The sequence below is a fragment of the Vibrio sp. PID17_43 genome (genome assembly GCF_002608565.1).
Classification (GTDB): Bacteria; Pseudomonadota; Gammaproteobacteria; order Enterobacterales; family Vibrionaceae; genus Vibrio.
Genome location: NZ_LIXM01000012.1, coordinates 19,318 through 31,406 on the forward strand (window position 1 = coordinate 19,318; position 12,089 = coordinate 31,406).

Genomic DNA, 12,089 nt, shown 5'->3' on the forward strand with positions numbered 1-12,089 from the left:
ACCTCAGTGACCGTAAGTTCTTGGTTTGGTGTAGTAGTCGATCAACGGTACACACATATTGGCAAGCAGAACAGCGAACGCAACGCCATCTGGGAATCCACCCCAACTACGAATAATGAATACCAACGCACCAATCACAGCGCCGAAAATCAAGCGACCTTTTACAGTCGTTGACGCTGAAACAGGATCGGTAGCGATAAAGAACGCGCCTAACATCGTTGCACCTGAAAGTAGGTGGAAGATTGGTGATGCGGTTTCTCCCGGCATGATCAAGTTAAATACGGTGCTAAACAGTGCCAAGCTACCTAGGAAACCAACAGGAATGTACCATTGGATGATGCGTTTCTTGATCATCACTAGGCCACCAACCAAGTAAGCTAGGTTTACCCATTGCCAACCGATACCTGCAAGTCCACCAAACATTGGTAACGCCAGCACCTCACTTGGCGTTGTACCGGTATGAATACCGGTTTTGAATGCATCTAATGGGGTTGCCATTGTCACGCCATCCACGCCGGCACGAACTTGTTGCAGCGACAAACCATCAAAATCATAACCAGTGAAGATCAAAGACAACGCGTCTGCAAAAGTAACGTGCTCAGACATCAATGAAACAGGCGCGCTCCAACTTGTCATCTGGACAGGGAAGGAGATGAGCAATACAACGTAAGCGACCATCGCTGGGTTAAATAAGTTTTGACCAATACCACCGTATAAGTGCTTCGCAATAACGATGGCAAAAATTAAACCGATGACCATGATCCACCAAGGGGACCATGGTGGGATCGCAACGGCTAATAGCCATGCGGTCACGATGGCACTGTTATCACGCAGTGCACGCATTGGTGAACGCTTACGCACAAGCATGACTAATGCTTCAAGTGACACTGCGATCGCAATCGCGAATACGAGTTGAATGATGGTGCCCCAACCAAAGAAGTAGGTTTGAGCCACTAAGCCAGGAATAGCACACAGGGCTACCCATTTCATCAAATCAGGCGTGCTGCGACGGCTGTGCGCGTGTGGTGAACTGGCAATAAAAAACGACATTACTCGTTCTCCTCAGTATTGTTCTTATTCGCTTCTTGCTGAGCTTTACGTGCTTTAGCGCGAGCAATGGCTGCGGCAACAGCGGCTTTCTTTGGATCCACTTCTGGTTCTTCAGAGGGTGCTTCCGCTTCTACAGATTCTGTTTGCGCTTCTTGCTGATCTTTGCGTGCTTTGGCGCGAGCAATCGCAGCAGCCACAGCGGCTTTCTTTGGATCCACTTCTGGCTCTTCAGTAGGCGCTTCTTCAACAGATTCTGTTAGTGCTTCTTGCTGAGCTTTACGCGCTTTGGCACGAGCAATGGCAGCGGCAACAGCGGCTTTCTTTGGATCTTCAGTTTGCTCAGCAGGTGTTTCCGTTTCTACAGATTCTGTTAGTGCTTCTTGCTGAGCTTTACGTGCTTTGGCAAGAGCAATGGCAGCGGCAACAGCGGCTTTCTTTGGATCTTCAGTTTGCTCAGCAGGAGTTTTCGCTTCTACAGGTTCGCATGAGCCTTCTTGCTGAGCTTTACGTGCTTTGGCACGAGCAATGGCAGCGGCAACAGCGGCTTTCTTTGAATCTTCAGTTTGCTCAGCAGGTGTTTCCGCTTCTACAGGTTCAGATGAGTCTTCTTGCTGAGCTTTGCGCGCTTTGGCACGAGCAATCGCAGCAGCGACCGCAGCTTTCTTTGGATCGTCAGCTTGCTGTGTAGACGTTTCTGATTCGATAGATTCGGTTGAATCTTCTTGTTGAGCTTTCTTCGCCTTAGCACGGGCAATCGCTGCTGCCACTGTTGATTTTTTATCATCAGCATTATCCGCAGAACCATCGCCTTGTTCTTTTTGCGTTTTGCGCTCGCGAGCAAGACGTTTACGCTCTTCGCGTAGTTTAGCCATTTCTGAGTTATCAGGCTCGGCTGCACCAGATTGAGCCGCAGCAGCTTGTTTGGCTTTTGCTTTGGCAATCGCGGCCGCAACCGCTGGTTTCACTGTTGGCTCGGTTTTCGCTTCAGCATTCTCTTTTTGTGCTTTCACACGAGCGATCGCTGCGGCAATCGCATCGTCACCGCCAGATGCTTTCATGTCTTTACGACGCTCATCCGCGGCTTTCTTAAAGCGATTCTCACGTTCTGCTTTTTCGCGTTCCATACGCGCTTTCTTCTCTTCAAAGCGCAGCTTAGCTCGTTCAGCTGCTGCCGCTTCTTGAGCGCGAGTACGGATTTCAGCTTTCGCTTGACGGTAGTATTGAACCAGTGGAATTTCGCTTGGACACACAAATGCGCACGCGCCACATTCAATACAGTCTTTTAGGTTCAGCTCTTCTAGCTTTTCGTATTCTTGGCTTTTCGCGTACCACTGAAGTTGCTGCGGCAATAGCGATGCGGGACACGCTTCCGCACATTGGCTACAACGGATACATTCCATTTCGTATTGGTCAGAAGCGATCTCACGACGCTTCGGTGCCAAAATACAGTTTGTCGTTTTAGTGATAGGGACCTGAGCGTGGGGTAGGGTAAAGCCCATCATTGGACCACCCATGATTAGGCGTTGCAGTTTCTTATCTGCTTTGTAGCCAAACTCATCCAAAAGCGCTTGTACAGGCGTACCAAGTAGCGCCCAAACGTTGCGCGGTTGCTTGAAGGTTTTACCCGTCAGAGTCACGATGCGATTCACCATAGGTTCGCCGTCGATCACTGCCCGTTTAATTGAGTAGAGAGAACCAACGTTTTGGACCAAGATGCCAATATCCGCAGGGATAGCGCCGCTTGGAACTTCTTTATTGGTCAAAATCTTGATGAGCTGCTTCTCACCACCTGAAGGGTATTTGGTTGGGATAACGCGGATCACGATGTCTTTGTTCATCGCCGCTTGTTCCAGTGCTTTGATTGCTGCTGGCTTGTTATCTTCAATACCGATGATGGTCAGTTTTGGCTTGAGGATATGCTCAACAATCTCGATCCCTTGGAGCAGTTCGTCCGCATGCTCCTGCATGAGTTTGTCATCGGCGGTGATGTAAGGTTCACATTCTGCCGCGTTAACGATAAGAATTTCGGTGCGCGCAATACCCGATTGGATCTTCTTCGCCGTTGGGAAGCCTGCGCCACCCATGCCGGAAATGCCAGCAAGGCGAATCACATCGATCAATGCATCAGCGGATTCTTGAGTGTAATCGGCAACCGGCGTTTTTTCACACCAAGTATCGTTACCATCAGGCGTAATCACTGCGCACAGTTCGCTTAAACCCGATGGGTGAGCAACGGTTCGTGGTTCAATAGCCGTCACTTGACCAGAAGTTGGTGCATGAACAGGAACGGTGAAACCACTGTCTGAAGCTGTTAGCTGTTGACCTTTCAACACAGTGTCACCAACAGCAATCAATAAATTACCCGCTTTGCCAATGTGTTGTTTCAGAGGTAGGACGATTTCCGACGGAATGGCGGCATGAACCAATTCAGTTTTGTTGGATTGCTTTTTGTTTTCTGCCGGATGCACGCCGCCTGGGAAATCCCATAGCGAACCAGTACGAATTTGTTCAATCAAAGACAACATACGAAACCTTATTTAATTGAATCAGTCACGTTCGCTGCGTTGGCAGCATCCGTAATGTTAACTACTGGAATAGCGTTAAGCTTCCACTTCCAGCTCTCTGTGGTGGTTTCCACAGGAATCATCTCAATACAGTCAGTTGGACAAGGAGCAACACACAAGTCACAACCGGTACACTCGTCTTTGATAACGGTATGAAGTGCTTTGGTACCACCGACAATCGCATCCACCGGACACGCTTGAATACACTTGGTACATCCGATACACATGTCTTCATGGATGAAAGCAACGGTTTTGACTTTGTTATCGAGATCGTGTGCTGATTCTTCCGCTTCAACGCCCATCAGATCCGCCAGTTTTTCAATGGTTGCTTGACCACCAGGAGGACACTTATTGATTTTATCGCCGTTAGCGATCGCTTCAGCGTATGGACGACAGCCTGGGTAGCCACATTGACCACACTGAGTTTGCGGAAGAATAGAGTCAATTTGATCGACAATCGGATCCGCTTCGACTTTGAAGCGAATCGATGCAAAACCAAGGATGGCTCCGAAGACAGCGGCAAGAGCAGCAAGAACGATGATCGCAATTAAAATGGTACTCATCGTTTACTTCACCAAACCTGTAAAGCCCATAAAGGCAAGAGACATAAGGCCTGCGGTGATCATCGCAATCGACGCGCCTTTAAAAGGCACAGGCACATCAGCGGCCGCAATACGTTCGCGCATTGATGCAAATAGGATCAGTACGAAAGAGAAGCCAACGGCAGCGCCAAAGCCGTAAATGATCGATTCGATAAAGTTGTGGTTCTCGTTGATGTTAAGCAGAGCAACACCCAGAACCGCACAGTTTGTGGTGATCAATGGCAGGAAGATACCCAACAGACGGTAAAGTGTCGGGCTGGTTTTGTGCACAACCATTTCGGTGAACTGTACAACAACAGCGATCACCAAAATAAAGCTCATGGTTCGTAAATATTCGATGCCTAGTGGACGCAATACATAGCTTTCCACTAGGTATGCACACACAGACGCGAGCGTTAGTACAAAAGTTGTCGCTAAGCCCATGCCAATGGCTGTTTCCAGTTTTTTAGACACGCCCATAAAAGGACACAAGCCTAAAAACTTTACCAGTACAAAGTTGTTCACCAACACAGTGCCGACTAACAACAAAATATATTCGGTCATAGTTCATACGTTCTTAAAATCCGATCTCAATATTATCGTGTTTTGTGACACCAATAACAACCAGTGAACGATGTGGTTTTATGCACACGATGGAAAATTATACGTGTATGTGATGTGAGCGGATGAATTAATAAGAAATTGAAAAGTCTGATGAATGATTGTTAACAAAGAAAAACGCCATTACCACTGCTGATTTAACACGTAATTGTTTTGGTGTATTTGATAGGAAGAGCTAATGAAGTAAGTAAGACGGTGTGACAATTCGGTCTGCAGTCGTCTCTTGGAAAAGTCAGCCACAGCTAGATACGAAAAAAGCCGTGTCATATGACACGGCTCTATCGGGAATTTGGCTCCTCCTGCTGGGCTCGAACCAGCGACCTGCGGATTAACAGTCCGTCGCTCTACCAACTGAGCTAAGGAGGAATTGCTTTGCTTGAAAGCGGGACGAATCTTACCGAGGTGATACTAGGGTGTCAATACTAAAAAACATAATTTGATGAGAAAAAAATGAATTTCGGTCTTTACTTTTTCGCACTCATTGGCAGTAAAGGGCTAGTGATAGTTATCCACTAAAATTGTGGATAACTATGTTGATGAATTCTGAGTAACCTTGCTTATTATGCAGCTTGTTTTATTTACTCTGATGTTTCAGGTAAATGAATGTGTATAATAACTAGCTAAAACAATGATTTATTTTAATTGTGTCAAATTTATTCGAAGTGAATAAAAAACAGTTTTTTGGGGATAAAGATAGTTTTTGGGTATTTCTGGGGAAAAGGTGTGGACACTATAATGTGATGAGTTTGGGGATTCATCAACTAGGGCGGAGGACTATATCAGAGCCGCATGAAGAAGGCTAGAATAAAGTCAACAAAGTGCAAAATTTCATAACAATTGGCGATAAAACATAGCCTGGAATGGATTTCGCCTACAAAGGTGTATATATACAGACCAAGTGCAGTAGTTTCGAGGAAGGGTATGAGTAAAGTGTATGAACTGGTTTCTGATTATCAGCCATCAGGTGATCAACCAGCTGCCATTAAGCAGTTGCTAGAAGGGATAGATGCGGGCCTCGCTCACCAAACCCTTTTGGGTGTAACGGGGTCGGGCAAAACGTTCACGTTAGCAAATGTGATTGCTGAGTCTCAGCGACCGGTCATCTTGCTTGCCCCCAACAAAACGCTTGCTGCACAGCTGTATGGAGAAATGAAGTCATTCTTTCCTAATAACGCCGTGGAGTACTTCGTCTCTTACTACGACTATTATCAACCAGAAGCTTATGTTCCGACCACCGACACCTTCATTGAGAAAGATGCGTCGGTTAATGCACATATAGAGCAGATGCGCTTGTCGGCAACCAAAGCACTATTAGAACGTAAAGACGCCATTATTGTTGCTTCTGTTTCTGCTATCTATGGTCTGGGTGACCCAGAAGCTTACTTGCAGATGATGCTTCATTTGCGTCGTGGTGATGTGATCGATCAGCGTGATATGTTACGTCGTCTCGCAGAGCTACAATACTCGCGCAATGACGTGGCGTTTGAGCGCGGTCAGTTCCGTGTTCGAGGGGAAGTGATTGATATCTTCCCGGCAGAATCAGATCAAGATGCAGTACGTATTGAGATGTTTGATGATGAGGTGGATTGTATCAGCGTATTCGATCCACTGACTGGCGTGGTCAAACAGCGTGATTTACCGCGTTATACGATTTATCCCAAAACGCACTATGTTACTCCACGAGATCGCGTACTTGAAGCGATCGAAAAAATCAAAGTTGAACTTGAAATGCGTAAAAAGCAATTGTTGGATAACAACAAGCTTTTGGAAGAACAACGGATTAGCCAGCGTACCCAATTTGATATTGAAATGATGAACGAACTCGGCTTTTGTTCGGGCATTGAGAACTACTCTCGTTATTTGAGTGGGCGTGCTGAGGGTGAGCCGCCACCGACACTGTTTGATTATTTACCTCACGATGGCTTACTTATCATTGATGAGTCCCACGTGACCGTACCGCAGATTGGCGCGATGTATAAAGGGGATCGTTCACGTAAAGAGACGCTGGTGGAATTTGGTTTTCGTCTTCCGTCTGCGCTTGATAACCGCCCAATGAAATTTGAAGAATTTGAGTCAATCTCCCCACAGACCATATTCGTTTCTGCGACGCCGGGGAATTATGAACTTGAAAAGTCTGCGGGTGAAATTGCTGATCAGGTGGTTCGTCCGACAGGCCTGTTGGATCCTGAGCTGGAAGTTCGCTCCGTGACTACACAGGTCGATGACTTGTTGTCAGAGATCCGCATTCGTGCCGCGAAAGATGAGCGTGTTCTAGTCACTACATTAACTAAACGCATGGCGGAGGATTTAACTGAATACCTGCATGAGCATGATGTTCGTGTGCGTTACCTCCACTCTGATATTGATACAGTTGAACGTGTAGAAATCATCCGCGATCTACGTTTGGGTGAATTTGATGTGTTGGTGGGTATTAACTTGCTACGAGAAGGTTTGGATATGCCAGAAGTCTCGCTAGTAGCGATTCTTGATGCGGATAAAGAGGGCTTTTTACGTTCTGAACGTTCGCTGATTCAGACCATTGGCCGTGCAGCGCGAAACATTAGTGGTAAGGCAATTCTTTATGCCGATTCGATTACCAAATCAATGAAGAAAGCAATGGAGGAAACTGATCGTCGTCGTGAAAAACAAAAAGCCTATAACGCAGAGATGGGGATTGAGCCACAGGCGCTGAAACGGAATATTAAAGACATCCTGGAGCTGGGTGATATCACTAAGTCCAAGCGTCAGCGCAACAACAAGCAAGTGCCATTGTCAAAAGTGGCAGAGGATGCTCAGAATTACGAGGTCATGTCGCCCCAGCAACTTGAAAAAGAGATCAGTCGTTTGGAAGCCGCCATGTACCAGCATGCTCAGGATCTTGAGTTTGAACTAGCGGCACAAAAACGCGATGAGATAGAGAAGCTTCGCGCGCAGTTTATTGCAAATAGTTAACCCAATAGCTCACTCTTTGCCCAAGCGCTAAGATGTGCTTGGGTATTTTCCACCAATAAAGTAGATAAAAAATAAGCCAATAGGGAGTAAGCTCTATTGGCTTGTTTTGTGAACAGCTTGTTGCGTTCACGAACAACGTCAGTTGGCGAGGTGACCCGAAGGGTCAATATTCGCTCAGCATCGACTGTACCAGTTTATAAGCGCTTGATACTTAGATTCTTATGTTGATGTAGCCATATTATGACTTACGTGGATTTGCAAAATGCAATGCGTAATGCGATTATTGTGTGAAACACAACAAAAAGTTAGCTAGCATATGCAACAAAACCAACCTGGTCCGAAGTCACGTTACCTTTTGATGGTTGAAGATACCGCATCCGTTGCGGCACTGTACCGCTCTTACCTAACGCCATTAGGTATAGATATCCACATTGTTGGAACAGGTAGAGACGCAATTGAAAGCCTAAAACACCGGATTCCCGATCTCATTCTGCTTGACCTTCGTTTACCTGACATGACGGGCATGAACGTATTACATGAGGTCAAGGAAAGTCATCCAGACGTCCCGATCATTTTCATGACGGCTCATGGATCTATTGATACAGCAGTAGAGGCGATGCGTCATGGTTCACAAGATTTCCTTATCAAACCTTGTGAAGCGGATCGTCTACGCGTTACTGTAAATAATGCGATTCGTAAAGCAACAAAAATGAAAAATGAATCGGATAATCCGGGCAACCTGAACTATCAAGGCTTCATTGGCAGTAGCCAAACGATGCAACAGGTTTATCGTACTATTGATTCAGCGGCCAGCAGTAAAGCGAGTATTTTTATTACTGGTGAAAGTGGCACTGGTAAAGAGGTGTGTGCAGAAGCGATTCATGCAGCAAGCAAGCGCGGAGATAAACCGTTTATCGCCATTAACTGTGCCGCTATCCCTAAAGATCTGATAGAGAGTGAGTTGTTTGGCCATGTGAAAGGTGCGTTTACGGGCGCCGCGAATGATCGCCAAGGGGCGGCTGAGTTGGCCGACGGTGGCACTCTGTTTCTGGATGAATTATGTGAAATGGATTTGGAACTGCAAACCAAATTGTTACGTTTCATCCAGACTGGTACATTTCAAAAAGTAGGCTCTTCGAAAATGAAGAGTGTGGATGTTCGCTTTGTGTGTGCCACCAATCGTGACCCATGGAAGGAAGTTCAAGAAGGTCGTTTTCGTGAGGACCTATACTATCGCCTGTATGTGATTCCATTACATTTACCACCATTGCGTGAGCGTGGGGAAGACGTGATTGAGATTGCTTATTCGTTATTAGGGTACATGTCTCACGAAGAGGGGAAGAGTTTTGCTCGTTTCTCGCCAGATGTCATCGATAAATTTAATCGTTACGAGTGGCCGGGTAACGTTCGTCAGTTACAAAACGTGTTGCGTAATATTGTGGTGTTGAACAACGGTAAAGAAATTACGCTGGACATGCTGCCACCACCATTGAACCAACCATTTGTAAGTCAATCGATGATAAGTGCTGTTCATCCAAAATCAATGACGACCTCAGATATTATGCCGTTATGGATGAGTGAAAAAATGGCAATTGAACAAGCGATACAAGCTTGTGATGGAAATATTCCCCGAGCTGCTGGTTATTTGGATGTCAGCCCATCAACCATTTATCGTAAGTTGCAAGCTTGGAATAGCAAGGTGGAAAGACAAAACGCATGAGCACGGGCGTATTAAATCAGCAAAAGATAGACGAACTTGCAGCCGAAATTGGTAGAGATAACGTCCCGGTATTGCTTGAAATTTTCCTAGGGGAAATGGATAGCTATATCGTTCATTTATCTCAAAATCACCATACAGAACAGTTGGTGTATTTGAAAGAGATCAGTCATGCGTTGAAAAGCAGCGCTGCGAGTTTTGGTGCGGATCGGTTATGCGCTTTAGCCACTGATATCGATAAGAAAGCGAAAGCTGATGAACTAGGTGAAGACTGTGAAGAGATAGCGATGATGTTAGATTTGTTGCGCGTTACACGTGATGCTTATTGCTTGTGGACGTAATCATTTCGGATCCTCGCGTATAAAAATTCGAAGCCCTTCACGTTGGTGAAAGGCTTTTGCATGCAAGGAGAGGGCTTATTTTGCAAGTAATTGATTTTCAATCGCCAACTTCAGTTTTTCGCGGTCATGGCGCCAATCGCGATTGGTTGACGCTAGAGATTCAGTGACCACGTTCCACTTATCTAAGACTTGTGGTTCGGCTTCTTCTGCAAGTACGACATCGATTTTTCTTCCTTGGCACGCGCGTTCACACCACTCCAGTTTTTGCTTCATGGTCATACGACCTGCCGGACCGTATTCAGGGCTGAGATTGGCAACAAAAATCACTTTTGCTCTCTGATTTGCGGCAATCGCTTTTCCCAACTCTGGTAATAGTAATGGAGGCATAATGCTGGTTAGAAAGCTACCAGGACCAAGAATAATCGCATCGGCTTCGGCGAGCGCAGTTATTGCTTCTTTCGTAGCGGGCACTTCTGGAGAAAGGTCCAAACGGCGTAAATCGGTATCCATATCATCAATGTTGGTTTCACCGGTGACTAACTGACCGTTAACGGAAAGTGCAGTCAGATCCGATGGGTGCTCAGACATTGGCAGAATATTCACATCAACTTTCAACATATTGCGGATCAGGTTAATGGCGTCGAGTGGGCGGACCGATAGGTTGTCTAGCGCAGTGAGCATCAAGTTACCAAGGTTATGCCCGTCTAGTTCACCTGCTCCCTTAAAGCGATATTCGAACATCATGGAGCTGATCGAAGGGTCAGTAATGAGCTGGTTAATACAGTTACGAGTGTCTCCCCACGCAATACCACCTTGGCAGTGGCGAATACGCCCAGTAGAGCCACCATTGTCGGTTGTTGCGACAATGCCAGTTGCGTTACCAGAAAAATCTTTGAGGGCCGCCAACATTCGGCCCAAACCGTGACCACCGCCAACGGCGACGAGTTTCTTATCGGTGTAGATATTCATTACGTTCTTCTAATCATTTGCTATAAAACGGCTACAATTTAACTTAATGATGGCGGTAAGGGTACTTAATAAGCGGTAAATTGTGTTTATAAAGCGTTTTTTTATGGCTTAAGTCTGGATTCCATTACGAATATTAAGTATTTTACTCAGCAAAGCTATCAGAGAGGCTTCTCTCTGGTTGCCATAACTCCGAGCTCACTATGCTAAGTCGAAGGATAGGCGTTTTGAGCCAGTGACATACTGTCACAAGGGCATGATTGGAAATGAGCATGCCTCCCGTGTTTGGAAAGGTGTTCCGTGGCGCAACAATTCGAAGACAAATTTCATCGTAAGTTCTATTACTTGCGTCTGTCTGTGACTGATGTATGTAATTTCAAATGTACCTATTGTCTTCCTGATGGTTATAAACCTTCGGGCAGTAAAAACTCGTCTTTTTTATCGCTTCCAGAGATCAAACGCGTCGTGAGAGCGTTTGCCGATTGTGGTACCTCAAAAGTACGTATTACAGGCGGTGAGCCGAGTTTGCGTAAGGACTTTACTGACATTATCCACTCTGTCGCAACCACGCCAGGTATCAAAAAAGTCGCAACAACGACCAATGGTTACCGCATGGCGAAGCAAGTTGCTGATTGGCGTGACGCTGGTCTGACACACATTAATGTCAGTGTGGATAGCCTTGACCCTCGCATGTTCCACCAAATCACTGGTGAAAATAAGTTCAAGGAAGTGATGAATGGTATCGAGCGCGCATTTGAAGTGGGTTATGAACAAGTCAAAGTTAACGTGGTACTGATGAAAGATCTCAACCACAACGAGCTGCCTGCTTTTCTTCACTGGATTAAAAATCGTCCAATCCAATTGCGTTTTATCGAATTAATGCAGACGGGAGAAATGGATGAGTTGTTTGCGAAGCACCATGTCTCTGGTGTCGCTATCCGAAATCAATTAATCGCTAACGGTTGGTTACTTAAAGTTCGCTCTCACAACGATGGCCCGGCACAGGTCTTCGTTCATCCGGATTACAAGGGTGAAATTGGCTTGATCATGCCGTATGAAAAAGACTTCTGTGAGAGCTGTAACCGACTTCGTGTATCGGCTATGGGTAAACTGCATTTATGTCTGTTCGGTGAACATGGCGTGGAATTACGTGATCTATTAGAACGTGACGAGCAAGAGAATGAATTGATTGAGCGTATTCAAGCGCAACTGCAAACGAAATCCGTTAGTCACTTCTTGCACGACGGCAATACCGGTATGACGCCTCATCTTGCGTCTATCGGCGGTTAATTCCAAT

At 46.0% G+C, this 12,089-nt stretch carries 9 protein-coding genes, 1 tRNA gene and 1 riboswitch; of the genes, 4 read left to right on the forward strand and 6 right to left on the reverse strand.

Annotated features, from left to right (window positions below):
* Positions 1-3: 3 nt before the first annotated feature.
* The 5 genes from rsxD to AK965_RS10120 form a co-directional block, all read right to left on the reverse strand.
* Positions 4-1,050 carry an electron transport complex subunit RsxD gene (gene rsxD, locus AK965_RS10100; RefSeq protein WP_099079492.1) on the reverse strand — a complete coding sequence of 349 codons (1,047 nt, stop codon included), beginning with the start codon at positions 1,048-1,050 and terminating at the stop codon, positions 4-6.
* The gene (gene rsxC / locus AK965_RS10105; RefSeq protein WP_099079493.1) at positions 1,050-3,575 is read right to left on the reverse strand and encodes an electron transport complex subunit RsxC; all 2,526 of its coding nucleotides are present in this window, start codon (positions 3,573-3,575) and stop codon (positions 1,050-1,052) included. The genes rsxD and rsxC overlap by 1 nt, the downstream gene beginning before the upstream one ends.
* Before the next feature lie 8 nt (positions 3,576-3,583).
* Positions 3,584-4,177, reverse strand: coding sequence for an electron transport complex subunit RsxB (rsxB, locus tag AK965_RS10110; RefSeq protein ID WP_099079494.1), 594 nt, complete (start codon positions 4,175-4,177; stop codon positions 3,584-3,586).
* Positions 4,178-4,180: 3 nt separating this feature from the next.
* Positions 4,181-4,759, reverse strand: coding sequence for an electron transport complex subunit RsxA (rsxA, locus tag AK965_RS10115; RefSeq protein WP_099079495.1), 579 nt, complete (start codon positions 4,757-4,759; stop codon positions 4,181-4,183).
* Between the two features lie 347 nt (positions 4,760-5,106).
* Positions 5,107-5,182, reverse strand: a tRNA-Asn gene (locus tag AK965_RS10120).
* Between the two features lie 555 nt (positions 5,183-5,737).
* Here AK965_RS10120 and uvrB point away from each other — a divergent pair.
* The 3 genes from uvrB (at position 5,738) to luxU (ending at position 9,826) form a co-directional block, all read left to right on the forward strand.
* Positions 5,738-7,768, forward strand: coding sequence for an excinuclease ABC subunit UvrB (gene uvrB / locus AK965_RS10125; protein ID WP_099079496.1), 2,031 nt, complete (start codon positions 5,738-5,740; stop codon positions 7,766-7,768).
* Between the two features lie 316 nt (positions 7,769-8,084).
* Positions 8,085-9,488 (forward strand): quorum-sensing sigma-54 dependent transcriptional regulator LuxO, encoded by a 1,404-nt coding sequence (gene luxO, locus AK965_RS10130; RefSeq protein WP_172438121.1) that lies wholly within the window; start codon positions 8,085-8,087, stop codon positions 9,486-9,488.
* Complete coding sequence (gene luxU, locus AK965_RS10135; RefSeq protein WP_099079497.1) at positions 9,485-9,826, forward strand: quorum-sensing phosphorelay protein LuxU; 342 nt, start codon at positions 9,485-9,487, stop codon at positions 9,824-9,826. The genes luxO and luxU overlap by 4 nt, the downstream gene beginning before the upstream one ends.
* 75 nt (positions 9,827-9,901) lie before the next feature.
* Here the strand turns inward: luxU and AK965_RS10140 are convergent, their stop codons facing one another.
* Positions 9,902-10,795: a YvcK family protein gene (locus AK965_RS10140; RefSeq protein WP_099079498.1), complete on the reverse strand. Its 894-nt coding sequence runs from the start codon at positions 10,793-10,795 to the stop codon at positions 9,902-9,904.
* Between the two features lie 175 nt (positions 10,796-10,970).
* A riboswitch (molybdenum cofactor riboswitch) is annotated at positions 10,971-11,104 on the forward strand.
* Here AK965_RS10140 and moaA point away from each other — a divergent pair.
* Positions 11,093-12,082: a GTP 3',8-cyclase MoaA gene (gene moaA / locus AK965_RS10145; protein ID WP_099079499.1), complete on the forward strand. Its 990-nt coding sequence runs from the start codon at positions 11,093-11,095 to the stop codon at positions 12,080-12,082. (Overlaps the previous riboswitch by 12 nt.)
* Positions 12,083-12,089: the final 7 nt, after the last annotated feature.

What these genes read in the sequence shown, in the direction of transcription:
- rsxD (WP_099079492.1), bottom strand. Translation starts at nt 1,050, where the DNA reads ATGTCGTTTTTTATTGCCAGTTCACCACACGCGCACAGCCGTCGCAGC.
- rsxC (WP_099079493.1), bottom strand. Translation starts at nt 3,575, where the DNA reads ATGTTGTCTTTGATTGAACAAATTCGTACTGGTTCGCTATGGGATTTC.
- rsxB (WP_099079494.1), bottom strand. Translation starts at nt 4,177, where the DNA reads ATGAGTACCATTTTAATTGCGATCATCGTTCTTGCTGCTCTTGCCGCT.
- rsxA (WP_099079495.1), bottom strand. Translation starts at nt 4,759, where the DNA reads ATGACCGAATATATTTTGTTGTTAGTCGGCACTGTGTTGGTGAACAAC.
- uvrB (WP_099079496.1), top strand. Translation starts at nt 5,738, where the DNA reads ATGAGTAAAGTGTATGAACTGGTTTCTGATTATCAGCCATCAGGTGAT.
- luxO (WP_172438121.1), top strand. Translation starts at nt 8,085, where the DNA reads ATGCAACAAAACCAACCTGGTCCGAAGTCACGTTACCTTTTGATGGTT.
- luxU (WP_099079497.1), top strand. Translation starts at nt 9,485, where the DNA reads ATGAGCACGGGCGTATTAAATCAGCAAAAGATAGACGAACTTGCAGCC.
- AK965_RS10140 (WP_099079498.1), bottom strand. Translation starts at nt 10,795, where the DNA reads ATGAATATCTACACCGATAAGAAACTCGTCGCCGTTGGCGGTGGTCAC.